The organism is Christensenella intestinihominis (assembly GCF_001678845.1).
Taxonomy (GTDB): domain Bacteria; phylum Bacillota; class Clostridia; order Christensenellales; family Christensenellaceae; genus Christensenella; species Christensenella intestinihominis.
Window position 1 is genome coordinate 237,862 of sequence record NZ_MAIQ01000001.1, and the last position, 23,006, is coordinate 260,867.

General features: G+C 48.9%; 23 protein-coding genes and 6 tRNA genes. 3 read left to right on the forward strand and 26 right to left on the reverse strand.

All coding sequences use genetic code 11. The features are described from left to right. Positions 1 to 263: 263 nt before the first annotated feature. Both BBD38_RS01165 and fliD read right to left on the reverse strand, forming a co-directional pair. Positions 264 to 1,469 (reverse strand): tyrosine-type recombinase/integrase, encoded by a 1,206-nt coding sequence (locus tag BBD38_RS01165; protein ID WP_082989386.1) that lies wholly within the window; start codon positions 1,467 to 1,469, stop codon positions 264 to 266. Between the two features lie 359 nt (positions 1,470 to 1,828). Then, a complete protein-coding gene (gene fliD, locus BBD38_RS01170) occupies positions 1,829 to 2,533 on the reverse strand; it encodes a flagellar filament capping protein FliD (protein WP_066683625.1) in 705 nt (234 codons plus the stop codon). A gap of 351 nt (positions 2,534 to 2,884) precedes the next feature. Between fliD and BBD38_RS15060 the strand changes: the two genes are divergently transcribed. From BBD38_RS15060 to BBD38_RS01185, 3 genes are all read left to right on the forward strand, one after another. Further along, positions 2,885 to 4,699 carry a flagellin N-terminal helical domain-containing protein gene (locus BBD38_RS15060; RefSeq protein WP_066683626.1) on the forward strand — a complete coding sequence of 605 codons (1,815 nt, stop codon included), beginning with the start codon at positions 2,885 to 2,887 and terminating at the stop codon, positions 4,697 to 4,699. Between the two features lie 111 nt (positions 4,700 to 4,810). Beyond that, the gene (locus BBD38_RS01180) at positions 4,811 to 5,383 is read left to right on the forward strand and encodes a hypothetical protein (protein ID WP_066683627.1); all 573 of its coding nucleotides are present in this window, start codon (positions 4,811 to 4,813) and stop codon (positions 5,381 to 5,383) included. A gap of 11 nt (positions 5,384 to 5,394) precedes the next feature. After that, on the forward strand, positions 5,395 to 6,744 hold the full coding sequence (locus tag BBD38_RS01185; RefSeq protein ID WP_172807726.1) for an HIRAN domain-containing protein: 1,350 nt from the start codon (positions 5,395 to 5,397) through the stop codon (positions 6,742 to 6,744). A 10-nt stretch (positions 6,745 to 6,754) separates the two neighbouring features. On the opposite strand, the gene BBD38_RS01190 is transcribed toward BBD38_RS01185, so the two are convergent. The 24 genes from BBD38_RS01190 to BBD38_RS01305 form a co-directional block, all read right to left on the reverse strand. Continuing rightward, entirely contained in the window at positions 6,755 to 7,822 is a 1,068-nt protein-coding gene (locus BBD38_RS01190; protein ID WP_066683630.1) for a GGDEF domain-containing protein, read from the reverse strand. A gap of 38 nt (positions 7,823 to 7,860) precedes the next feature. Continuing rightward, positions 7,861 to 8,139: a late competence development ComFB family protein gene (locus BBD38_RS01195; RefSeq protein ID WP_082989387.1), complete on the reverse strand. Its 279-nt coding sequence runs from the start codon at positions 8,137 to 8,139 to the stop codon at positions 7,861 to 7,863. 18 nt (positions 8,140 to 8,157) lie between these two features. Then, positions 8,158 to 9,492, reverse strand: a complete 1,335-nt coding sequence (locus BBD38_RS01200; protein ID WP_066683631.1) for a GGDEF domain-containing phosphodiesterase — start codon at positions 9,490 to 9,492, stop codon at positions 8,158 to 8,160. Further along, positions 9,489 to 11,057, reverse strand: a complete 1,569-nt coding sequence (locus tag BBD38_RS01205; RefSeq protein ID WP_172807727.1) for a DUF342 domain-containing protein — start codon at positions 11,055 to 11,057, stop codon at positions 9,489 to 9,491. The genes BBD38_RS01200 and BBD38_RS01205 overlap by 4 nt, the downstream gene beginning before the upstream one ends. 245 nt (positions 11,058 to 11,302) lie before the next feature. Further along, a tRNA-Thr gene (locus tag BBD38_RS01210) sits at positions 11,303 to 11,378 on the reverse strand. A gap of 9 nt (positions 11,379 to 11,387) precedes the next feature. Next, a tRNA-Phe gene (locus BBD38_RS01215) sits at positions 11,388 to 11,463 on the reverse strand. 4 nt (positions 11,464 to 11,467) lie between these two features. Then, positions 11,468 to 11,544: transfer RNA gene (locus BBD38_RS01220), tRNA-Asp, on the reverse strand. A 61-nt stretch (positions 11,545 to 11,605) separates the two neighbouring features. Next, positions 11,606 to 11,682, reverse strand: a tRNA-Ile gene (locus tag BBD38_RS01225). 39 nt (positions 11,683 to 11,721) lie between these two features. Then, positions 11,722 to 11,796 (reverse strand) — tRNA-Glu (locus BBD38_RS01230). A gap of 30 nt (positions 11,797 to 11,826) precedes the next feature. Further along, positions 11,827 to 11,903: transfer RNA gene (locus BBD38_RS01235), tRNA-Pro, on the reverse strand. A gap of 178 nt (positions 11,904 to 12,081) precedes the next feature. Next, entirely contained in the window at positions 12,082 to 14,187 is a 2,106-nt protein-coding gene (locus BBD38_RS01240) for a bifunctional 4-hydroxy-3-methylbut-2-enyl diphosphate reductase/30S ribosomal protein S1 (protein ID WP_066683636.1), read from the reverse strand. Continuing rightward, entirely contained in the window at positions 14,175 to 14,771 is a 597-nt protein-coding gene (locus tag BBD38_RS01245) for a lysophospholipid acyltransferase family protein (protein ID WP_082989388.1), read from the reverse strand. Before BBD38_RS01245 ends, BBD38_RS01240 begins: the two co-directional genes overlap by 13 nt. Before the next feature lie 4 nt (positions 14,772 to 14,775). After that, complete coding sequence (gene cmk, locus BBD38_RS01250; RefSeq protein WP_066683652.1) at positions 14,776 to 15,435, reverse strand: (d)CMP kinase; 660 nt, start codon at positions 15,433 to 15,435, stop codon at positions 14,776 to 14,778. 7 nt (positions 15,436 to 15,442) lie between these two features. Further along, on the reverse strand, positions 15,443 to 16,324 hold the full coding sequence (locus tag BBD38_RS01255) for a polyprenyl synthetase family protein (RefSeq protein WP_066683653.1): 882 nt from the start codon (positions 16,322 to 16,324) through the stop codon (positions 15,443 to 15,445). A gap of 3 nt (positions 16,325 to 16,327) precedes the next feature. Then, the gene (gene xseB / locus BBD38_RS01260) at positions 16,328 to 16,525 is read right to left on the reverse strand and encodes an exodeoxyribonuclease VII small subunit (protein ID WP_066683655.1); all 198 of its coding nucleotides are present in this window, start codon (positions 16,523 to 16,525) and stop codon (positions 16,328 to 16,330) included. After that, positions 16,518 to 17,723 carry an exodeoxyribonuclease VII large subunit gene (gene xseA, locus BBD38_RS01265; protein WP_066683657.1) on the reverse strand — a complete coding sequence of 402 codons (1,206 nt, stop codon included), beginning with the start codon at positions 17,721 to 17,723 and terminating at the stop codon, positions 16,518 to 16,520. Before xseA ends, xseB begins: the two co-directional genes overlap by 8 nt. Next, a complete protein-coding gene (gene folD / locus BBD38_RS01270) occupies positions 17,716 to 18,564 on the reverse strand; it encodes a bifunctional methylenetetrahydrofolate dehydrogenase/methenyltetrahydrofolate cyclohydrolase FolD (RefSeq protein ID WP_066683659.1) in 849 nt (282 codons plus the stop codon). Before folD ends, xseA begins: the two co-directional genes overlap by 8 nt. Beyond that, a complete protein-coding gene (locus tag BBD38_RS01275) occupies positions 18,561 to 19,478 on the reverse strand; it encodes a tRNA (adenosine(37)-N6)-threonylcarbamoyltransferase complex transferase subunit TsaD (protein ID WP_066683661.1) in 918 nt (305 codons plus the stop codon). The genes folD and BBD38_RS01275 overlap by 4 nt, the downstream gene beginning before the upstream one ends. Continuing rightward, a complete protein-coding gene (gene nusB, locus BBD38_RS01280; protein WP_066683663.1) occupies positions 19,475 to 19,894 on the reverse strand; it encodes a transcription antitermination factor NusB in 420 nt (139 codons plus the stop codon). The genes BBD38_RS01275 and nusB overlap by 4 nt, the downstream gene beginning before the upstream one ends. Before the next feature lie 24 nt (positions 19,895 to 19,918). After that, entirely contained in the window at positions 19,919 to 20,137 is a 219-nt protein-coding gene (locus tag BBD38_RS01285) for a DUF2273 domain-containing protein (RefSeq protein ID WP_066683665.1), read from the reverse strand. Between the two features lie 18 nt (positions 20,138 to 20,155). Then, positions 20,156 to 20,710, reverse strand: a complete 555-nt coding sequence (gene amaP / locus BBD38_RS01290) for an alkaline shock response membrane anchor protein AmaP (protein ID WP_066683667.1) — start codon at positions 20,708 to 20,710, stop codon at positions 20,156 to 20,158. A gap of 126 nt (positions 20,711 to 20,836) precedes the next feature. Next, positions 20,837 to 21,289, reverse strand: a complete 453-nt coding sequence (locus BBD38_RS01295; RefSeq protein ID WP_066683669.1) for an Asp23/Gls24 family envelope stress response protein — start codon at positions 21,287 to 21,289, stop codon at positions 20,837 to 20,839. Between the two features lie 84 nt (positions 21,290 to 21,373). Next, the gene (efp, locus tag BBD38_RS01300; RefSeq protein WP_066683673.1) at positions 21,374 to 21,931 is read right to left on the reverse strand and encodes an elongation factor P; all 558 of its coding nucleotides are present in this window, start codon (positions 21,929 to 21,931) and stop codon (positions 21,374 to 21,376) included. An 18-nt stretch (positions 21,932 to 21,949) separates the two neighbouring features. Next, positions 21,950 to 23,005 (reverse strand): aminopeptidase P family protein, encoded by a 1,056-nt coding sequence (locus tag BBD38_RS01305; RefSeq protein ID WP_066683680.1) that lies wholly within the window; start codon positions 23,003 to 23,005, stop codon positions 21,950 to 21,952. Position 23,006 lies beyond the last annotated feature (1 nt).

A 23,006-nucleotide genomic window follows, 5' to 3' on the forward strand; every position in this document is an offset into this window, starting at 1 on the left:
TTTTATGTGTATATCCCCTCTATGCATTACCCATGCCGCCTTGTTCCCCGGAAATATAAGTTTTTTCCGTCGCAGCGGCGGTTATGATATAATATGTGTACATTTATCACTATCCTGCTACTACACAACATAAAAAACGGCATAACGCCTTTCTTTGGGATACGGATATTCCCACTTACATTCGCGTATATTTCAAAGCCGTTCAAAAACGTCACTTATACCTTCAAATTCGTAATATTTTTTATATTACGAAATATTTTCCATTACCATAACGCCATGCTTTTCGTTCCGCGCCGGTGACGGCTCTTTGACGGCGCAACGCTTTTGGGTTTCCCGATCGGCTGCAGGCGGCTGATTGCCTCCGCCTTATGCTCCAAAGTGCAATGTGCGTAATACCTCCATGTGATTTCGGGTGAGCTATGCCCCAAAAAATCACACAGGGTTTCGATTCCAATACTCTCTTCCAGGCAACGCGTGGCAAAGGAATGCCGCAGCGTATGCATATGAACGCCATTAAGACCGGCTTTTTCGACAAGGCGTGACAACCGTTTTTGCAATGTACGGGGATCGGAAGCGTATCCGTTTCTCCCGGGAAAAACGAATCCGTCCGTATCGTCGGTATCCTCGTGGCGCATCTTCAGCCTCTGCATCAGAAAAGGTGAAATTGGTATTTCGCGGTTGGACGATTCGGATTTCGTCTCGCTGACAATAAGCCTTGTCTTTGTAAGACCTGCTGAAGTATGAATTTTGATCCGCTTGACGGAATGGTCAATGTGCATTGTAGCATTTTCAAAATCAACGTCATGCCATTGAAGCGCACAAATTTCACCCAAGCGAAGGCCTGCGTAGAGTCCCAGAAGGAACTCGTCGTACCCCAGCTTGAAAATTTCCTTTTCGAGTTTGTTTTGTTCAAGCCGTGTAAGAACGCGGGGACTCTTTCCCTTGTCTTTAGGTTTCTTTATCTGGTCGAAAGCAATTGGGGGCATCATCTTCTTTCTTATCGCGCTTAAGAGGATTGATTTCAACAAACGGTAAACTCCGCAAACGGTACTGCCAGCCAGATACTCTTTCAGATGGGATATAAATCGGTTGATCGTATCATGATCAATTGCTGCCAAAGGTGTCTCGCCAAAATATGGTTTCAGGTGAAGATCAATCTGGTTTCTGTAGCTTTCATAGGTCGATTCCTTAATATCAGGCTTTGCTATGGCGTCAAGCCAATATTCCGCCCAAACATAAAATGTCCACAGCCCGGATGCAGGGATGTTGGACTGCTGCATCTTGGCTTTCAATATGCAGAGCGCATTTTTTACATCCGTATACTTCTGGCCATAAACATATCCGAATTTTGTTGTGCCGTCAGGGCGCTTCCCTTTGACATATCGGCCCTCCCAGCGTCCGTCCTTTCTTAAATAAATATTTTCTCCACGTTTTGTCATAAATGTCATTTCTCCTTTGTTATTTTCCACAAAATGACGGCCTTTCCGACGGCTTAAATCAGAAAGGCCGTTTTAACTGTACTTTTGCTATAAAAAACGCATCTGCGACTATATAATACTTGACATGTCTAGAATCTTTTGCTACGATATCTGTGGCAAAAGAGGGCCGTCCCAGGGTATTTCGTAATATAAAAAATATTACGAACTTTTTTATGCCACGAAATATAGCATAATACTTTTGAAATCCAGTAGAATTAAAAAGTGCATTAAAATTCGGTAAAAACAATTAAATTTTTCTCCGTTTAAAAATAAAGAAAAGACCAAAATATATTTTAGTCCCTTCCCTTTCACTCAAAAAGCGATATAAATTTATGCTGCATGCTTCTTTTCTAGACAGCAAAATCAAACAAAAATCCACTGTTGGGGAGCAATGCATCAATCAGGCTGTCAGAAACCTGCATTTTGCTGAAATCCGTATAGGTGGCGGCGGGAATTCTCATCGCTTGTTCGGCATTTTCATGAACGATTTCAGGGATGCTTCCCCGCCCCGTCAATATGGATTTTACGGAGGCCGGACTTTTTTGTGCGGCGTCCGTGAGTTTTTTCGCATCAACCTGCATTTTTCCATCCTGGTCAATCGAGACGCCCATCACAGCCGCCCGGTTCGCCGTATACGACCCGTAATTCCCTATGGAAAGCCCGGTCATGCGGTTGTCTGCAACCAGGTTAAGCGCCTTTTCTACCCCGGCTCCATCCGCCGTGCCGGAGGTAAGATGGGAAATCGTTTTGTTATATGCGGATGCGAAATTTTGGGCCGCCGCAACAAGCTCGCTTTCCGTTGCGTAAGACCCGAGGCCGCGCGCCGTTGAATTCAGTGCGCTCGCCGCCGCCTTCAGCATTTGCAGGTTCGATACGTTTTGGCTGGTAAACGCCGCGTTGTTCCTGACCGTATTGCTTTTAACGGATGCAAAAGAATTGTCAGCCTTTCCAATTCCGCTTCCCGGCTTTACAGAATTCATATACGTCCTGACAAGGTTGGACGCATAAAGGCCCACGTTCCCAATCCCATTCAAATTATATCCACTTCCGGCCATGATACCGTCTCCTTTCATCGATTCCTGCGACAAGTCGTCCTGCTAATTTTATCTTATTTATATATATCGTACATTTTGCCCGCAAACTTTAATGTTTTGAAAAATATTTCTTTTAAATAAATATTTCCATTAAAACATTAAAGTTTTCTGCAGTTTATCCGAAAGAATGTTTAGAGAAACAAATTATGTTTTCTCGTTTTATCCGGGGGACGTCACCTGGATGAAACAGGGAGGCTGTTTTGCTTTTCAAAGGGTTCGTGCATAGAATGCAGTCAAAACGAACCTGATGCCCTGCCGGTAATTGAATTCTGCCGACCGGGTAAATCAAACAAATACATGGAGGTATTTATTATGAGAATTCAAAACAACATTATGGCGCTGAACACACATCGCCAGTACACAATCAACAACGATAACGTAGCCAAGAGCGCTGAAAAGCTTTCGTCCGGCTACAAAATCAACCGTGCGGGCGATGATGCCGCCGGTCTCGCGATTTCCGAAAAAATGCGCAGCCAAATCCGCGGCCTGAACATGGCCACCAAGAATTCGCAGGATGCGATTTCGCTGGTACAAACGGCTGAAGGCGCGCTGCAGGAAACGCACACGATGCTGCAGAGGATGAACGAACTGGCAAACCAGTCCGCGACGGGCACCAATCAGGAGCTTGACCGGAACGCACTTGCCAAGGAATTCGACCAGTTGAAGCGCGAGATCAACGACGTTGCGGAACAGACCACGTTCAACAACATGAAAATTCTTGACGGTTCCCTTTCCTATCAGGGCCCGCAGAGAAGCGCTGCGACGGCAGGCATCAACGTCAATGAGACTGTTGACCCGGCGAACAACACCGCAATCACGCATCAAGTGACCACCAAAGGTGTAGCGGCGGTTACTGCCGCGGCGGGCGTCTATGATATGACGATCGCTGACGCAGACCTCACCGCACTCACGAACGGCGACGACTACGAAATCGAAATCGCGGGGGCGAGGGTTACTTTCACGGCGGGCGCAAATGCAGGCGCTAGCCGCACGGCTTTGGTTGCCGCGCTCAACGGTTCTACCGACCCGATCCTCAGCACGTACACCTTCGCGACGCAGGGCGCGGATGGTCTTCGCCTGACGCAGGATGCCTCGGTCACAGACCCGAACAGGTCCGCGGTCATGGGCGGCTTAAAGCTGAACGGGAATAATTATGCGGTTAGTGAAACTACAAAAGGCGAGACGGCGGTTACGGCGGTTCCCGGCGTAACGACCGCAAATGTAAATGTTGCCGACCTTAAAATCGGCGATACGCTCACAGTCGGCGGACGCCGCTTCGAGCTTGTGGAAGCCGGACAGCAGGCGCAGGATGGCAACGTCGGCATTGCGTGGGACAGCACCAAGACGAACGCCGATCTGGTAACGGCGTTGCAGGCAGGTATTCCCGGAGGCATCACGGTTGCGGCAACTGGGGCTGGCGACGGCTTCACTGTAACGCAAGCTGTGGGCGGCGTTGGCGACAACAGCGTTTCCTTTAAGGCTGCCGCCGCGGTACAGTCCACGATCGAGTTTGACACAGTCAAGCTGAAAACGGGCGACCAGATCAGCGTGAAGCTGAACGGCACGGAATACACGTATGAATTCCAGCAGGGTGATTCCTTCACGAATATCGCCCAGGGCCTGAGAGACGCTGCCGGCAATGTGCTGGAAGCGGAGCAGAAGGGTTCCGCCCTTATTGTGCAGGGCCGCGTGGACGTCATGAGCGGCTTCCAGCCGGTTGAAGCAACGGGCTTCGACGCGATCCGCATCCAGGTGGGCGCGCTCGAAGGCGAGCAGCTTTCCGTTTCCATCGATTCGATGAACACCAAAGGCCTCGGTCTTGACGACGTTTCCATCTATACGCAGGATACGGCCGGTAAAGCAATCACGGCGACAAGAACGGCGATCGACAAGGTTTCCGACCAGCGCGCAGCGCTTGGTGCTATGCAGAACAGGCTGGATCACAAGATCGCAAACCTGAAGGTTTCTTCCGAGAACCTGACGGCGGCGGAGAGCCGTATCCGCGACGTGGATATCGCTTCCGAAATGACGGCGTTCACAAAGAGCAACATCCTCGCGCAGGCCGCTACGGCAATGCTGGCGCAGGCGAACTCTTTGCCGCAGAACGTGCTTTCCCTCTTGAGATAAACACGTTCTATTTTGTGGAAATTGCAAGCTGTAAAACATTGGGATGGGGAAAGCCGATTGCAGGCTTTCCCTGTCTTATTTGCCAAAATATTCAGGAGTATTCAATCACCGATGGAACTTTTTTTTGAAAACAAATATCTTGTATCAGAGGAAGGCGGCGGCAGCTATCATACTTCCATGCGTGAAGGAGCGCTGTGCTCCCCTGACCGTCAGCCAATAAAAGGAAGCGGCGTTATGCGCATTGTAGGCCTGGCCGTTGCAATCCTGATTATTGTGATTTCCGTATCGCTGAGGGAGAATATCATCCTTTTCATCGGGTTGGCGCTCGCCGCCGTATACATATACCGGATGATCTATTTTATGCGTAAAAACCGCCGGGCGTCAAACATTTCCGATGCGTCATATCAGGCGGGCCGTATGAATCTCAAATGGGAGCGTATGATTCGTTTCGGGGAAGAAATCATCGTGGACGATCCGCGGTATCCCTCCGTTCATTTCTATAAAAATTTGGTTCGTATTTCCGAAGACCCTATTTATTATACCCTTTGGTTTTCAGACCATTTTACCCTCAAGATTTTTAAAAATGGATTTACCATCGGAACTTGCGACGCATTTGAAGCTTATATAGAACAGATTATCAATCGAAATTTGCTGACCCGGGCACAAACGGATAAATTGAAATGAATATTTTTTCAATGAAAGCAAAAAAAACAGAAAACATTGGAGAAGAGGTTTTCCCATCAAGCGAGGAAGAAACTTCCATTTTCCCTCGGAATCCGCAGGATGAGCCGGTTTATGACGAAGACGGCTATGACCAAAATGGTTTCGACCGTGACGGATATTCGCGAAACGGATATAACGCCAAGGGCTATCGCCGCAATATTGGCGAGCCTCTTTCCGCTTCCGTCAAGCTTGAAGATGAAATTTTAAAATACCGCCGCGCGGACGGATACTTTGAATATGAAATGGCCGTTTATGCCAATTTCGCGGACCTGAAGGAAAACTTTGAATCGAACCGTGAAGATATCGCGGAACTGATATATAATTTATTTTTAATTGATGAAGGCCGCGCGCTCCGTTTGTGGAAGTGGCTCCTTGAATCCTTTGAGAGTACTCTTTCTGAACCGGCGAATGCGTACCGCCTGACAAGCGGTATTTTACATGCGCTTGAACGCAGCGAAATTTCGTCCCTCCTTCCCTGCCTGCAAAAGGATGCCCGGCTTGGCGAATTCCTGTTTGGAAAGTCATCTTATATAGACCGCACCCAGGCCGCTCTCCTTGCGTCCTGCATAGGCGTTTGCAATTATGACCTGTTTCAAATGCTGATTGATTTCCTGCTCTCTAACCCATATGTCGGACATGAAGGTACGCTTTCAACGGATAAGATTTTGAAAACGGTAATAGAGGAAATTCCTGCGCGTGCCATGACGCACGAAGGAAATGATTTGCTGGTTAAGTATATTAAGAAATCCCGGAAGATGATGATGCGGAAAGTCTTGCTTAAACTCCTCGACGGGAAGATGGAATATTTGTTGAAGGAAGAAAAAAGAAAGAAGGCGGAAGCGGAACGCGCCGCACGTCTGGAACAGCAGAAACTCAGGCTGGAGGAGGAACGGAAATCCCATCAAAAGGAAACCGGCGCGCGCCAGAAGCTGCGTACGACAAAAAAGAAATACGGTGAACTGAAAATTTCCGCAATCGCCGAACGTAAACAAAATCCTTTCTTTGAAGGCGGACGTTTTATTGATTTCCAACAGCTTGAGGGCACCGTGGTCGCACTGAAAGAGCATCCGGAGCTTCCTGCGCAATTGCTTCCGGGAGACCGGCTGGAATTAAGGCGCGAGCCATATTATCTGCAAGACCCTATGGCGATTGCCGTAACCGATATCGACGGCATGAAAATTGGATATATCCCCAATCATTCCAACACATTCCTTGCGCTTTTAATGGACGAGGGCCATGAAATCTTCTGCAGGCTCTATTCAATTGGCAGCGAAGACGCGGACTCCCTGCAAATATGCGTGGAATTATTTATGAAGGAATAAAGCAAAGCGTTCAGTGTGCCACCACCTGGTTTTTGCCCCGGGCTTTTCCAATATAAAGGCGTTTGTCCGCACAGGAAATCCATTCGTTGAGATTTCCATATTTATCTGTTTTGCACATCCCAAAGGTTACTGTAACGTGAAACACATTTTTTTGAAAAAGGAAAGAATGCGCGGCAATATCATCACACATTCTTTGGACGAGTTCCGTGCTTTCTTCCCAACCGGTTCCATAAATCATCAAGAGGAATTCTTCGCCGCCATAGCGGCAAACATCCGCTTGCCTACATCCTGCCCGTATCAGCTCCGCAACCGTGCGCAGTACATAATCCCCGCCCTGGTGCCCATAGGTGTCGTTGATACGCTTAAAATTATCAATATCGGCCATTACAAGTGCCCCGGGCTTCCGGTTGTCTCCTGGCTCCTCCACTCCATCCAAAAACGCCCTCCGGGTAAGCAGCCCGGTAAGCTGGTCATAATTTGCAAGAATCGTCAGGCCGTCATTTTCTTTCTCCAACTGCTGCTGATTGACAGTGGCCGATACCCTGGAAAGAAACGCCGAATAGATTATGATAATAAAGCAGGTCGCGGCATTATACAAAAAAATAATTTCCGTAGTTTGCTTTGGCGGCACTTCATAATAAGACCCGTGTCCGCTCAGGTAGAAAAACAGCAGGAAGAAGACGACGGCTTCGGCAAGCGCGAAAAGGTAGGGAATATATTTGCGGTGAAAAGGGCAGAAATAGACCAGTGAACTCATCGCGACCAAATACATCTCAACCCCCAGCGCCCAGCCCCCGGTCAGCGTACAGGCGGTTACAAACAGGCAGACCTCCACGTGAATCAAGGTTACCGACAGGCGGTACAAGCCCCGCCGCGTCGTATATAGCATGAAAAAATAGAAAATTACGCTTCCCACATTGTATACGGATGGAATCAAAAAGTTGAGCGACGCAAAAATCAGTATATACGAGCCATGTGCAAACAAGGCGAGCAAAATAATATTGCGATATACTTTTTTCAGATATAATTCCTCATCATTGACCTGCGGCACAACTGCTTCGGTATTTTTGTGTTTCATTGTTCACCTTTGCCCTATCTATTACCTCCATCAAATTTTTAATGATGCGGATTATTGGCAACAACCCGTATCCCTTCCACAATTGCCGCAACAATGTCCGCAATCCCCTGCGTTGTCTGCGCATCGTGCCTCACCATGGCGTCCCCGATTTCCGACGCAACATAATGTGGCGGAAGATGATTCAAGGCATAGGCCCTGATATCGGCGCGGCAGCGAGCACAATTACAGGTTCCATAGCTTTCAATGCAATGATCCAAATGCTGGTCGACAAAATCTTCCGTCAGGTTCTTGATTTTGATTTTTGTTTCGTTATCCATCCTGTGCGAATCTCCCGGTTATAAGGTCAGCGATTCAAACGCATAAAGCGGCATCGGCTTTGAAAACAAAAAGCCTACGCCATAATTGCAGTGTACATTTTTCAAAATTTCGACATGCTTTTCCGTTTCAATTCCCTCCGCGATAATCAGCATTCCCAATTCATGTGCCATTTGCACAATGTTTTTTAGGACGATAATGTTTTTCTCCATTCGTTCGCCCTTTAAAAATTCACGGTCGAGCTTTATGAGGTTGATCGGCATATCGCTCAGCAACCTCAGGGACGAATATCCTGATCCGAAATTGTCAATTGAGAGCTGGAATCCTTCTTCGCTTAATATTGCCATATGTTCGAGTAAAAAGCGGCTGTTATTGAGGGCGACAGATTCATTGAGCTCCAATTCAATCAAGCAGGACGGCGTATCGTGTTTCCGGACAATTTCGATAATCCGCTCCGCAAAATTTTTTTTGAAAATGTTCAAAGGGGCGATATTGACGGAAAGCGGTACCGGCATCGATTCATTTTCCGTCCATTTTCCAATCAGTTCACAGGCCTGCTCCAGCATATACATGTCAAGGTCCATGATCCTGCCGTTTTGCTCCAGCATGGGCAGGAATACATTTGGCATAATCAAGCCTTTTTCCGGATGCTGCCAGCGTGCAAGTACATCCGCACCCACAATGCGCCGTGTTGTCAGGTCATATTTCGGATGGAAATACGGCACAAATTCTCCGCGCTCCATCGCCCCCGCCGAATCCGCTAAAAGCTGTTTTATGGACGCGCGTTCCTCCTTCATCGCCTTTGTATAAATCACATAAGGAATCTGTTTCTGTCTCGATTCCTGAATGGCCAGGCCTGCCATATCGCATACATCAACGAAAGGTTCTCCCTCATCCGGAATTTCATAAATTCCGCAGGTAAACCAGCGGGGATATACATATTCGGCGACGCCGTCGGTAACGCCGATTTCATGCAGGTCTTTCAAAATATCCTTAATCCGTTTCGTCAGGTTTTCTTCTCCGTCCATCTGCAGCAGAATACCAAAACGGTCCGGTGTTTCCCTGCACAGGAATTCTGTATCGGAGATATTCGAACGCAGGACTTCCGCGATTGTAATAACATTCAGAGCGCCGGCTCCAAATCCAAATACCTCATGGATTTTCAAATATCGCTCCATACAGATTATTACATACGCACATCCTGCTCCGCTATTGCCTAAGGACTGATAGTGCCGCGATAAGCCTTCCTTGTTGGGAAGCTTTGTGAGTTGGTCCCGAAGCTCCGGCTGGTCCGTCGTCCTTTCGTTCTTCGCGCTTTTTTCAATCGCCTTCCGGTCGGTAAATGTCGTCGTCATCGCCGTGAGTCCTCCTTAACTGCGGAAAACAGCAACTCTGAATGGTGCCTTGTGATCGTGCAATGCGCCTGTTCTTTTTCATTCCTGTAAAAAACCCCGTCAATATTTAAATTCACATTGGGAAACAGCAGGCCCGTTACGACAACCTTTCCGCTTTTTGTAGCGCCCTCTTTATTATAAAGCTCCTTCAGCAATTCGTTTTGATTTTCAATTTCCTGTTCCAGCTTCTTTTTGGCATATATAATATCGATTGCCAATTTCTTCCGGACTTCCTTCGGCTGCTTGGCGCCCAACGCCTTTTGCAGCGCTTCCATTAACTGGTCGATTGTTTGGCGGCATTCGTTGATGCGTTCCAGGGCCTTTTCTTTTTCTTTCCTGATTTGCTCCTTCCTCATCAGGAAAATCTCAGTCGGGATATTCGCTGAATTACCAATATTTCCGGCATAAAGGTCTCCCCCGATCTCGCTGGTGCCGCCCAACAGATTTTCATGCTTGCCTGCCAGCCGCAGGGTGCCGCCGCAAAATATGTCCGCCCGCATAATAACGTCCGTTATGATATCCTTCTCAACCTTAACCTGTGCATTTTCGATAAAATAGCTGCGCAATGCGCCTTTTGCTTCAATAATGCTGCTTCCCGTGACTCCTTTGCAAATAATGATATTTCCGTTGGAGGATAATTTTGAATTCTGTACGCTTCCTTTTACAATAATGTCCCCTTCCGATTCGATCACGCTGCCGTTAATGACGTTCCCTTCAACCAGGACCGTTCCCTCGGCGGCCAGCGTCCGGTTATCGAGCTCCTGTTCGGTCTGGGAGGGGTAAACACTAACCTTGCTGTCTTTTATGCTGACAAGGCCGTCACAGGTCGCGTAAAGGGCATTGTTGAATTCCATCGTATTGTCGCCCGTCACGTCGCCCAGCGTTTTTCCATCGACTCCCGCAAGCGATTTACCTCGAATATTCCATCCATTGCGTGCCGGGGTCGCGTCTTCAACTTCGCAAAGAATATCTCCCGATTTTACCTCGACATAATGTATCTGTGCGTAATCCTCCGCATTGCGGAAATTATTTGGCTCTTCGCTTTCTTTAAAGTGGTAATGGAGCCGGGCGTCTTCCCCATCCACCGGCGGAACACCCTGCGCAATTTTAAAGGCTCGATTGTAAACTGTATGGTGGGCAAGCCGGTAAACGTATTCAAATTTAATCCCTTTAATAATCCGCTCCTCGCGAAGCTTTTCCAGAATATCATCCTCCGTTATCGTCCGTCCGCCCATCCTGGGAGGCGTGATGCGGATGCGCGCCGACATCAGGTCCGGGGAAACGTCTATCAAAACCTGGGCGTCAATACTTTTGCTTGTATCCGGTATTGAAGGGGCAATCTTCTGTATGGAAATGGCTTCGGAATCGCCGCCCTCCATCTCTTTGGTTTGCTCGAGAAGGTTCTTGACAAGGTCACTGTCCGGCTGCCCCAAACCATTCGCAATCTGCGCGGCAATATCTTCCTCGCTGATCGTATCAACTGTTTCGCTTGCGGCCTGCAGGTCCTTCAATATTTCATCAATCATATTTTGTTTTGGAACATAATCCCCAGCCATATTTTTTCACTGCCGTCCTTGTCCTTGGAATAAAGTTTATATGTTATCAAGAAATTGATAAAATTTGTTATGATAAACTCTCATACTTTATATCGTAAGAAAACGCATTTAACTTTAGTGTTTTCAGATAAATTCATGACGGCAAATTGAAATTTTTTCAATTCCGGCGGCCGAAAAAATGCAAAAAAAAACCGCATCGAAATGCGGTTGATACTTGGAGCTGGTGATGGGACTTGAACCCGCAACCTGCTGATTACAAATCAGCTGCTCTGCCAATTGAGCTACACCAGCAGGTGTAAATGGTGCCTCCGGGCGGAATCGAACCACCGACACGGGGATTTTCAGTCCCCTGCTCTACCGACTGAGCTACAGAGGCATATTGGCGACCTGGAAGAGACTCGAACTCTCGACCTCTAGCGTGACAGGCTAGCGTTCTAACCAACTGAACTACCAGGCCAATTTTGGCAGCGGGTCCTGCCATGCTATTTACCCTCTACTCCTTATGGGCTTTGCTCTATTGGTGGGCCCTCAGGGACTCGAACCCCGGACCAATCGGTTATGAGCCGACCGCTCTGACCAACTGAGCTAAGGGCCCGCAAGCAAAACAAGAGTAAACCCTGCTCGAAGTAATAAATGGTGACCCCACCGGGAATCGAACCCGGGTTACCGCCGTGAAAGGGCGATGTCTTGACCGCTTGACCATGGGGCCGCTTTGCTGCAAATTCGGGTATGAGCTTTTTGGTCGGGGTGGAGGGACTCGAACCCCCGGCCCCATGCTCCCAAAGCACGTGCGCTACCAAACTGCGCTACACCCCGAAGAAGCATACTCCTTTTATTTGCGACGCTTTATAATATACTTTAATTTGCCCTAAAAGTCAATAGGATTTTCTTCTTTTTTTCAAGATTTTCGAGAGCAAAATACCGATACGCAAAAAGACCGCTTTTCGCGGCCTTTTTGCAGTCATTCAATATAATTTTTTTCCAGTATAAAATCTTATTCTTCGTCCTGCGAATCGTCGTCGTCCATCTTTGGGAAGAAGTCAGCCAAAGAAGAGGTCGCCTCTTCTACCGGAGGAATCTCATAATGGAATCTCTCTTCCTTCTGCTTGGAATTATCTTCCTGTTTTGGCTTTTCCGGTTCATCCATCAGCGCACGGATGCTCAGGCTGATCCGTTTTTTGGCAGGATTTACTTCCATGATTTTTGCCGTCACCTTATCGCCGATACGCAGTTCCTCTTCGACCTTCTCAAGCCTTCTGTTCGTTACCTGTGAAATATGCACAAGCCCGTCAATCGTCGGCTCAAGTGACACAAACGCACCAAAGGGCATAATGCGAACAACCGTACCTTCCACGGTATCGCCCACAAGGTACTTCTCGGGAACAAGGTCCCACGGCTTCGGCGAAAGCTGCTTCAGCCCCAGGGAAATCCGCTTCTTCTCCGGATCGACATTCAATATCTGCACTTCGATATCGTCGCCAACCTTCAGAACATCCGACGGATGCTTAATTTTTACCCAAGAAATATCCGTAATATGCAACAGGCCGTCAACTCCGCCGATATCAACAAATGCGCCAAAATCAGTCAGGCGTTTTACCTTTCCGGTTACTTTGTCGCCCTTTTTAAAGGTATCATAGAGTTTCTTTTCCTGTTCTTCCGCCTGTGCCTTTAAAATGTTTTTGTGCGAAAGCACAAAACGTCTCTGGCGCTTATCCGCTTCGATAATGTTGACTTCAAGGTCCTGCCCGACGAATTCGCTCAAATCCTCTACATACCGCAGGGAAAGCTGTGAAGCCGGAATGAATGCGTCATAACCGTCCAGCTTGGCAAGTACGCCGCCCTTAACAACTTTATCAACCTTAACTGTATAAACGGCACTTTCATCCAAAGATTCAACAAGCTCTTTCCATTTCAGTTTGGATTCAATCGACTTCCTGGAAAGAACAACGTTTCCTTCACCGTCATTGAGTGTAACGACTTCAGCCTCAATCTCGTCGCCAACCTTGAAAAGGTCCATAGGATTATCGTCCCCGGCGGCGGTAAGGTTTTCTTTTTTGATGATACCGTCAGATTTATAGCCAATATTGACACATATTTCACTGTCGGAAATCTGAACAACCGTTCCGGTCACGATCTGCCCCCTCTTGATATAGACAAACGACTTTTCAATTTCAGCCATGAAATCCTCGTTTGCTTGTGATTGTTCTTGCTCAGTGGATACTACTTCCTGTTCCTCCGTATTTTGTGTCGCATCCACAACTTTTTCGACATCGCTCATAAGTGTCTTTACCTCCCTAATTAACCAATCCGGTGTCGATGCACCGGCGACAATACTTATTATAACATGATTCGTCACTTTTTCAAGTGGAAGTTGCGCGATATTGTCTATGTAATAGGTTTTTTCGCAATGACTTTTACATAACTGAAATAATTTTTCCGTATTGGAGGAATGCCTTCCGCCTACCACGAGCACAATATCCGAGGTGCGGGCGAGCTCCACGGCTTCCTTTTGACGTTTTTGCGTCGTATCGCAAATCGAGTTGAAAAGGTCAAGCGTCTCCGCGCGTTCGCTTAATACGGCAACCACTTCATCCCAAAGCTGATGGGTAATGGTCGTCTGCGCCACAACAAGTGCATGTTCCAATTTTGGCAGTTTCTCCGCCTCTTCCGCGCTGCCGGCAACATAGACTTCCCCCTGCGCCCAGCCCCTGATTCCTACGACCTCGGGATGATTTTCCGTTCCAATAATTACGACAGGCGTGTTTCCCGCCTCAATTACGCGCTTATGGATGCGCGCGACAAACGGGCAGGTAAGATCAAGCACCTCAAATCCACATTCTTTAATTTTTTCATAGACCGCTTTTGATACGCCGTGCGAACGGATTACAATGACCGTGCTCTGATCCCGCGGAACCTTGTCCAGGTCCTCGGTTACATGGATTCCTTTTCTTTCAAGGTCGGCGATCACATCCTTATTATGGATCAGTTCGCCGTACGTATAAATATGGTCGAATTTTCCAACGGTTTCATTTACGGCGTCCACCGCGCGGGCGACCCCAAAGCAAAAACCGGCATTTTTTGCCACTACTATTTTTGACATGCCTGCTCCTTCAAATCGAGCATAACGGACTTCAAATATTCCGTCGCCTTTTCAATGGCCGCGCTGTTTGTTTTATCCCCCACGATATCCTTCAAATCGATGGCCGGATGCGTATATAGCTTAATTTGATGGAAAAGCTTATAGTTTCCGCTGATATAAACCGGGACCACCGGAACATCCGCCCGCAGCGCCATCAGGGCCGCGCCCGGCTCAAAAGGCAGCAACTCTTCCGTTTCACTCCGGTGCCCTTCGGGAAATATCCCCAAAATTTTCCCGTTTTTCAAGGCCGAAAGCCCGGTTTTGACAGCCTTCAGGTCGCTCTTGCCCCGCGCCACCGGAATCGCATGCAGCCGCCGCAGGAACCAATTCGCAACCCTGTTGCGAAACAGCTCTTCCTTGGCCATATAACAGACCGGCTGCGTTTTTACGCTGTGCCCAAGTACAATCGGGTCCCAATTGGAAATGTGGTTGCAGATCACAACACAGCCGCCGTGTATGCGAAGGTTTTCCTTGTGGACAACTTTTACAAAAAAAATAGGCATCAGCACAATATAGGCGAAAACGCGCGCAAGAAAGTATACCATAATTTTAGTTTGCTCCTGAAATCATATTGGAAATATGTGCGATCACCTGTTCGCGGTCCATATCCGTCGTATCGACCAGTACCGCGTCCCCTGCCTGGCGCAGAGGGGCGAATTCGCGCGTCGAATCGGTTTTATCGCGCGCTATGATATCGCGTTCAATCTCGTCGATATCCGCGTCCGGCATGGTTTCCCTCAGCTCGAGATAGCGGCGTTTTGCACGTTCGCGCGTCGAAGCGGTAATAAAAAATTTGAAATCCGCGTCCGGCAAAACATAGGTGCCAATATCGCGCCCATCCATCACCACATCATATTCATTGGCCACCTCGCGTTGAAGCTGTACCAGCATAAGGCGCAATTCGGGAATAACCGCGATATCGCTTGCGCCTTTCGAAATACGGGGCGTACGGATATAAGGAGTCACATCCTTGCCGCTGATTAGCACCTTCTGCGCCCCATTCTCATAAACGATTTTCATGGAAAGCCCGGGCAGTGCCGCCAAAACCGCTTCGTGGTCGGAGGGCTCGATCCCCTGTTCGATCATCGCATAGGCGGCGGCGCGGTACATCGCGCCCGTATCAAGGTAATTAAGCTTCATTTTTTTTGCAACCGCTTTTGCGACGGTGCTTTTCCCCGCTCCTGCGGGTCCGTCAATGGCTATTTTCATGATTTTCTCACTTTTCGCGTTTCAGGATAAATTGTGCAAGCTCGGTAAGCTCTTGCCCGCGCGTCCCAAAGATTTTCAAGGCGTTTACCGCTTCCTCCGTCTTTTCCTCCGCGATCTTCATAGACTTTTCCACTCCGTAAAGCGTAGGAAAGGTAAATTTCCTGGAGGTTTTATCTTTCCCGAGCGTCTTTCCCATCTTTTTGGCGTCGCCGACAATATCGAGCACATCGTCCACAATCTGGAATGTCAGCCCGATATTGTTTCCATACACAGTCAGCGCGTCGATATATTCCTGCCGCGGATCGCACAGCAAAAGTCCGGAAAGCAGCGAAGATTTAATCATAGCGCCGGTCTTGTGTTCGTGCACCTGCTTGAGTTCCACTTCCGTCAGTATCTGCCCCTCGTTTTCAATGTCGCCGCACTGGCCCGTAATCATGCCGTACACGCCCGCACCCGTAGCCACCTCAAGCATTGCTTTCATATGCGAATTCATATTGGATGCATGCCTGAGTGCGTTTTTCAACATCACCTCATATGCAAAATTAAGAAGAGCATCCCCGCATAAAATTGCAAATGCCTCGCCGAACATCACATGGCTTGTGGGTTTGCCGCGCCGCAGGTCGTCGTTATCCATTGCCGGCAGGTCGTCATGGATCAGCGAATACGTATGGATCATTTCAATTGCGCACGCAATATCGAGCGTTTCACGCATATTGCCGGATAAAAGCGCGTTCGCCATAATGTTAAGCGTAGGGCGCAGCCGCTTCCCGCCCGCCATCACACTGTAATTCATGGCGTCCTTAATCATAGGATTCACGTTGTTCAAATCCAGCAGCTCTTTCAGGCGCTGGTTCACAATTTCCGTATATTTGCTCAAAATATCAGGCATTTTTTACTCCTCGCTTTCGTCGTCGTGGATAATTTCAAGTTCCTGTTCAAATTTTTCCAGGAGTTTGGATGCTTTATCCGCGGCGGCCATTCCCTTTTTATAGAGGGAAACGGCGTCCGCAAGCTTAATATCCTCATCGGATATTTTTTCGGATATTTTTTTTAGTTCGTCAAGATATGCTTCAAGGTCCTTTTCAGGCATATTTTTTGCTCCCCGTGACACATGTGCTTACCGTGCCGTCTTTCAAAATAATCTCGACTATGTCCCCTTCCGCCACCTCGCCAACGCTGCGAAGTTCCTTGCCCTCGTGCATCGCAATGGAATATCCCCGCTCGAACGCGCTCATGGGGCTCAGGTTCTCGATCGCCGATTTATAGCTATTATACTGCATCGCACGATTTTTATAAAGATGCAATGTGCTGTTTTTAACAGTCCCGCGGTACGCGTCTATCTTCTCCTGCGCATGCGACAGGCGAAGCGCAAGCACCTCTCTTCTCAAAGAGCGCTTCCCCTGCTCGAAAACGGTCTTCTTTTCATACAATATCTGGAAAAGCCGCTGCGCGATCCCTTCCCGGAAAGCAAGGATGCCGGAATAAATGTCGTCACGCGCCGGAATAGCAAGCTCTGCCGCTGCCGAAGGCGTGGGCGCGCGCAAATCCGCCGCCATATCGCATAAGGTAAAATCGGTTTCATGGCCGACCGCGCTTACAACGGGGATGCGGGAACGGTAAACGCTCAGCACGACCTCCTCCTCGTTGAAGGCGAACAAATCCTCCGCGCTGCCGCCGCCGCGGCCGACAATCAAAAGGTCCGCGTCGGTGCTTTCATTCAGGTATTCAATCCCGCGGACAATTTCCGCAGGCGCGTCCGGCCCCTGTACCTTAACGGGGTACAAAACCAGCTTCACCTGCGGGTTCCGGCGCTGCGCAATATTGCGAATGTCCTGGACCGCCGCTCCCTGCCCGGAGGTCACGATGCCAATCTTCTTCGGATATTTGGGAAGCGGGCGTTTGCGCGCTTCGTCAAACACGCCAAGCTTGCTCAGCTTTTCCCGAATACGCTGGAACCGCGCATATAACTCGCCGAGCCCTACCCGTTCGACTTCCTTTACAACAATCCGGTAGTTCCCATTTTTCCGGTAAAGCGAAACTTCCCCGCGTACGAGGATCGTCTGTCCCTCGACAATCGCATCAGAGCATTCGATTGCCTCCGCGCAATTGAACAAAAGGCAGCCTACGGAAGCCATATCGTCCTTCAGGACAAAGTACAGCGTATCGTGCCGCAGATTCACATCCGTTACTTCCCCGCGTATCCAGATTTCCTCCAGAAACGGGTCGCCGGACAGCTTGTCCGAAACATAAGTATTCAGTTCGTGGACGGAAAGGACAAGCTCATCCATACATTTCTCCCGCGTCCACCGTGTTTTCCATCAGCATCGTAATCGTCATCGGGCCGACCCCGCCCGGAACCGGGGTAATATATCCGGCGACCTCGCTGACCTCGTCAAACTTCACATCGCCTTTCAATTTTCCGTCCACGCGCGACGTACCGACGTCGATAACAACCGCGCCCGGTTTCACAAATTCCTTGGTCACAAACTCCGGGCGGCCGATTGCCGCCACCAGAACGTCCGCCTGCGCACAAACCCCGGGCAGGTTCTTTGTTTTGGAATGACACATCGTGACGGTTGCGTTTTCATTCAGCAGCAGGATCGCCACCGGCTTCCCTACGATGTTGCTCCGCCCGATTACCACTGCATTTTTCCCGGTAAGGTCAATCCCGGATTTCTTAATCAGTTTAATAATTCCCTTGGGCGTGCAGGCGACAAGACCCGGAAGGCCGGTAAACAGGCTGCCCGCGTTCTGCACATGGAAACCGTCCACATCCTTTTTCGGGTTAATGGCCTTCAAAATCTCGGTTTCGTCAATATGTGCGGGAAGCGGAAGCTGCACCAGCAAGCCGTGAATTTTTGGATTGCTGTTATACTGCTCTACCATGGCAAGGAGTTCTTCCTGCGTCGTTTCCTCGGGAAGACGGTTTACCTCGGAATAAATCCCGACCTCCGCACAGGCCTTTTCCTTGTTGTTGACATAAATTGTGGAACCGCCGTCGTCCCCGACCTGGATAACCGCAAGCCCCGGTGTGATTCCTTTTTCCTTCTTAAGCTCCGCGACGCGCTCCTTCAGCTGCTCCCGGATTTCCGCGGAAAGCTCTTTCCCGCTTAAAATTTGTGCGCTCATTTTTCTGCCCCCTTTTTCGCTGCCAAAACGGCGAGCCCCGCCGCGTTGTCAGAAGAATATTCTATTTCTGCAAATTGGATTCCTGCCAATTTTGAAGACAAATCATTACGGATAAGGCGGTTGCACATGACCCCGCCAAACATCAGCACATCCTGCAGCCCGGTATGGAGAACGGCGCTTTTCAGCATGCTTTCCAATGTCGCGGCAATTGCATGGAGTGCGGAGCAGCAGACATCCGCCGGGTTTTTCGTTTCGGCTGCACGAATCGCCTGCGCCTCCAGGCCGGAAATATTGCATTCCCTCCCCTGGACGCTAATCTTAAACCCCAGGTCTTTCCCGCCCTTGGCAAGCGCCTCGATATGCCTGCCTCCGGGAAACGGAAGTTCCAGCTTTTGTGCAAGCCGGTCGACAAGCTGGCCCGCGGCAATATCCTTGGTTCCGCCAATTCTTTCAATAAGAAAACCGCTATCGTTTTTTACGCGGAGAAGCTCCGTTGTACCGCCGGATACATGCATGGCAAGGAATTCCGCAGGCATCTCTTTGCCGATCATGGCGGCTGCCAGATGTCCTTCCTGGTGCGTCGAATATAGCACGGGAACCCCGGCCGCACTGGCAATTCCCTCTGCCAGCATTGTTCCCACGGTAAAGACCGGCATATAAGAGCCTTCCTGCGGGCGGGGTTTTTCGCTTACCGCAACCCCGTTTATGCTGCCATATCGCGCAATCTGGTTTTCCCGGAACAGCCGGTCAAAATTTTTGATATGAAGAAATACAGCCTGAGACTGCTGCAGGCCCTTTTGTCCCTGCGCAACCTCAAGCGGTATCTTTAAATTACATAAAATTTGCTTTGTTTCGTCCGCCACTGCAAGCGAAGTTGTATAACAGCTCGTATCAATTCCCAGATATACGGTCACTTCTCCGGCCCCCCGTTTCGGAGGTATCCTCCCAAAAGGCCGTTGACAAATTGATAGGATTTCTCCGCGGAATACTTCTTTGCAAGCTCAATGGCTTCATTAATGGTTACCTTCTGCGGAATATCCTCCATATAAAGAATCTCGTACAAAGCGAGCCGCAGGATTGCCAGGTCCACCTTTGCAATCCGCTCCAGCTTCCATGATTTGCTGTTGCTGGAAATAATCCCGTCAATTTCATCGCATTTCCCGGGGAATCCGGTAATGATGTCATTGATATAAAGCAGATTATTTTCATCCAACGAATCCGCGCCAAGAGCGTCCGGCGCATTCTCGAGGGAATCCTTGCAAAGCGTACCAGTGATGCTGTATTCATATAGAAGTTTCATTGCAGTCTCGCGTGCGCTCGTCCTGCTCATGCCAAAACAATACCTCCGTACCAGTTAATTTCTTTTTGTAAAAAGTCCCATAAACCATTCCCGAATCATCAGGCGAATATCCGGGCGCGAGCCCAGGAACGCGCCGACCCCCACGCACAGCGCAATCAAAAGCGTCGCCCAAAACCCAATTGTCAGGAACAGGATTGCGACGAGAAGGCCGATTATAATACCCCAAAATAATCCGCTGTTCTCACCATACCACTCAAAAAATTTATCTTTCATTCCCGCGCCTCCGATTTGTCAGGAAAGTTTTGCGGAATTTTCTTTCAGCCCCGTCACCATAATCTTCGTCTCATTTACCGTAATCCCGGTATGCTGCTGGATATAGGCCGCCAGTCCCGCCTGCAAATCCTTTGTTACCGCCGGGATATCAACATCGGGAAGTACGCAGATATCGATGGCAAGGTCAAGCGTATCCTCGTGCGAAGTAACGTTTGTCCGCAGCCCTTTTACATCCTTGTTCTCGTGGACATACCGTTCAACAAGCTCCTCGATTGCCTTTACGGTAATCAGGATGTTGCCGCTTTCAAACGACGCAACCCTTGCCGTTTTCGGCGCGGGAGCCTTGCCCGTTCCGAAAAACATCAGTATAAAGCTTACAATGATAACAACTACCGCAATCACCGCATACAGCACCTTAAACCAAATGGAACCATTGAGCACCGTATTTGTAAAATCCGACAGGCTGCTGCCGGGAATAAGCCCGCCAAGCGTCGCCAGAATAAATCCGCATACCGCAATCACCGCAATGAGATAAATTGTCAGGACAACGCGCGTCCCCACCTTCATTTTCATATGTTTTTCCTCCAAATGATATCGCCGAATAAAGACCTACTGAATATACCCGGCCTGCATAGACCGGGTATATTGGATTTTATGCTTAACCAAGCACAGAACCTGCCCGCCGTTGCGGGCTGCATTTTATTTTACTCTGGGGGCTTTTTCCGGCTTTTCTTCTTTGGGTTCTTTTTCCTTGCGTACGACCGGCGCCTGTTCCTTGAACTTGATCCCCTGTACGTTCAGGTTGACTTCCACAACCTTAAGTCCCGTCATGGTTTCAATCGCCTTCATTACCGCCATCTGGATATTCTGCGCAATTTCAGGAACGGGGGTGCCATATTCAACAACAATCGCAATATCTACCGCAACTTCTTCCGTACCGACTTCAACCTTGATCCCCTTGGAAAGGTTCTTACGCCCAAGCAGTTCTGTGAAACCGTCTACAAAACCGCCGCTCATACCCGCGACGCCGGGAATATCAACTGCCGCAAGACCCGCAATTGTTGCGATTACCTCATTTGCAAATGTAATCGTACCATTGCTTTCCTTTTTGACCGCGCTTGTATCCTGTGTGCTCAGTTTCGTGTCTGCCATAATTAAATCGCCTCCGATTCATTTTTATATAAAGCATTGATACCCCAAACGTTTCATAAAAAAACATATTTGTGGCAAGTTGCTTTATACGCGTTCCATATACTCCCCTGTCCTGGTGTCAATACGGATTTTATCGCCTGTATCAATAAAGAGAGGAACCATGATCTTTGCGCCTGTTTCCATAATGGCGGGCTTGTTCCCGGCGGTTGCCGTATCGCCCTTGAAGCCGGGCTCGGTCTCCGTAATCGTAAGCTCGACAAAGTTCGGAGGTTCGACGGAAAAAGCCTCTCCCTTGAAAAATTTGATCGTGACATTCATGTTTTCCGTAATATAGGGAAGCGCGTCCTCTACCTTATCATGATTCAAAGGAAGCTGCTCATATGTTTCGGTATCCATAAAATAGTAAAGCTCGCCGTCCGAATACAGGTACTGCATTTCCTTCCGGTCAATATGCGCCTTGGGGAATTTTTCCGTCGGGTTGAACGTACGTTCCAGTACGCTTCCCGTAACGACATTTTTGATTTTCGTACGCACAAATGCCGCGCCCTTTCCCGGCTTTACATGCTGGAAGTCAACAATGACCCACACCTGTCCGTCTATTTCTACTGTCATGCCTTTTCTGAATTCTCCGGCTGAAACCATACAACCATACCTCCTGTTTTATAACAAAATTAAATCTTTCGTAAACGTATAAACACTGCCCTGGCCGCCAATATGCATATCCTCGATCCGCACGCCGCCCGTTCCCGGAACATATATGCCCGGTTCAACGGTATACACCATGTTTTCTTCAAGGATTGAAGAAGAACGTGGATTCAAAACGGGAAGCTCGTGGATAAACCTTCCCACTCCGTGCCCGGTGCCGTGATCGTAATGCTTTCCATACCCGCTGTCTGTGATAATATCCCGCGCAACCGCATCTACGGCAAGCGTATCGGCCCCCGGGACTGCGGCCATCGCCGCGCTTTCCTGCGCATGCTTAACTATATCATATATTTTTTTTCGTTGCCCGTCAATATTTCCGATGCCGAAAGTACGGGTCATATCGGAACAATATCCCTGATAGCGGCATCCAAAATCAATTGTAAGCAAATCGCCTTCGCATAATTTATAGCCGGTCGGGGTTGCGTGCGGCAACGCCGAATTAAGCCCCGCCGCCACAATCGTCGGAAACGCAAGGTCCATCCCCTGCCGCTGCATGCGGTATTCAAGCTCTGCGCGAATATCGAGCTCGCTTACGCCGGGCTTGATAAACGGAAGAAGTTCGCTCAGCGCCGTTTCGTTTGCTTTTGCCGCTTTTCTGATTTTCGCGAGCTCCTCCCCTGTCTTCACCATGCGCAGCAGCAAGAGGTCGCCCGCAATATCGACGTAACTGTAATAGGGCTCGAACGTGCCCTGGTATCCTTCGAATACCTTGACCGTTACGTCATCCTTTTCAATGCCGAGCGTACGGATTGCGTTCCCGGACAGGTATTCGTTTATCCTGTTCAGCCGGTCCCCGCCGCCCGTCTCGATTACCTCCGCATTTTCCACTTCCTTGCGGGCTTGCTCCGTATAGCGGAAGTCCGTAAAGAAATAGGCTCCGTTCGCCGTAATCAAAAGCTGCGAACAGTCTCCTGAAAAATCAGTCGCATAAGCGACGTTCTGCACGGATGAAAGCAGATATGCGTCCGCTTTATCCGTATTCCTGATTGCTTCAATGATATGATTTCCCATA

What these genes read in the sequence shown, in the direction of transcription:
- fliD (WP_066683625.1), bottom strand. Translation starts at nt 2,533, where the DNA reads ATGGCCGGAAGTGGATATAATTTGAATGGGATTGGGAACGTGGGCCTT.
- BBD38_RS15060 (WP_066683626.1), top strand. Translation starts at nt 2,885, where the DNA reads ATGAGAATTCAAAACAACATTATGGCGCTGAACACACATCGCCAGTAC.
- BBD38_RS01180 (WP_066683627.1), top strand. Translation starts at nt 4,811, where the DNA reads ATGGAACTTTTTTTTGAAAACAAATATCTTGTATCAGAGGAAGGCGGC.
- BBD38_RS01185 (WP_172807726.1), top strand. Translation starts at nt 5,395, where the DNA reads ATGAAAGCAAAAAAAACAGAAAACATTGGAGAAGAGGTTTTCCCATCA.
- BBD38_RS01190 (WP_066683630.1), bottom strand. Translation starts at nt 7,822, where the DNA reads ATGAAACACAAAAATACCGAAGCAGTTGTGCCGCAGGTCAATGATGAG.
- BBD38_RS01195 (WP_082989387.1), bottom strand. Translation starts at nt 8,139, where the DNA reads ATGGATAACGAAACAAAAATCAAAATCAAGAACCTGACGGAAGATTTT.
- BBD38_RS01200 (WP_066683631.1), bottom strand. Translation starts at nt 9,492, where the DNA reads ATGACGACGACATTTACCGACCGGAAGGCGATTGAAAAAAGCGCGAAG.
- BBD38_RS01205 (WP_172807727.1), bottom strand. Translation starts at nt 11,057, where the DNA reads ATGATTGATGAAATATTGAAGGACCTGCAGGCCGCAAGCGAAACAGTT.
- BBD38_RS01240 (WP_066683636.1), bottom strand. Translation starts at nt 14,187, where the DNA reads ATGTCAAAAATAGTAGTGGCAAAAAATGCCGGTTTTTGCTTTGGGGTC.
- BBD38_RS01245 (WP_082989388.1), bottom strand. Translation starts at nt 14,771, where the DNA reads ATGGTATACTTTCTTGCGCGCGTTTTCGCCTATATTGTGCTGATGCCT.
- cmk (WP_066683652.1), bottom strand. Translation starts at nt 15,435, where the DNA reads ATGAAAATAGCCATTGACGGACCCGCAGGAGCGGGGAAAAGCACCGTC.
- BBD38_RS01255 (WP_066683653.1), bottom strand. Translation starts at nt 16,324, where the DNA reads ATGCCTGATATTTTGAGCAAATATACGGAAATTGTGAACCAGCGCCTG.
- xseB (WP_066683655.1), bottom strand. Translation starts at nt 16,525, where the DNA reads ATGCCTGAAAAGGACCTTGAAGCATATCTTGACGAACTAAAAAAAATA.
- xseA (WP_066683657.1), bottom strand. Translation starts at nt 17,723, where the DNA reads ATGGATGAGCTTGTCCTTTCCGTCCACGAACTGAATACTTATGTTTCG.
- folD (WP_066683659.1), bottom strand. Translation starts at nt 18,564, where the DNA reads ATGAGCGCACAAATTTTAAGCGGGAAAGAGCTTTCCGCGGAAATCCGG.
- nusB (WP_066683663.1), bottom strand. Translation starts at nt 19,894, where the DNA reads ATGAGCAGGACGAGCGCACGCGAGACTGCAATGAAACTTCTATATGAA.
- BBD38_RS01285 (WP_066683665.1), bottom strand. Translation starts at nt 20,137, where the DNA reads ATGAAAGATAAATTTTTTGAGTGGTATGGTGAGAACAGCGGATTATTT.
- amaP (WP_066683667.1), bottom strand. Translation starts at nt 20,710, where the DNA reads ATGAAAATGAAGGTGGGGACGCGCGTTGTCCTGACAATTTATCTCATT.
- BBD38_RS01295 (WP_066683669.1), bottom strand. Translation starts at nt 21,289, where the DNA reads ATGGCAGACACGAAACTGAGCACACAGGATACAAGCGCGGTCAAAAAG.
- efp (WP_066683673.1), bottom strand. Translation starts at nt 21,931, where the DNA reads ATGGTTTCAGCCGGAGAATTCAGAAAAGGCATGACAGTAGAAATAGAC.
- BBD38_RS01305 (WP_066683680.1), bottom strand. Translation starts at nt 23,005, where the DNA reads ATGGGAAATCATATCATTGAAGCAATCAGGAATACGGATAAAGCGGAC.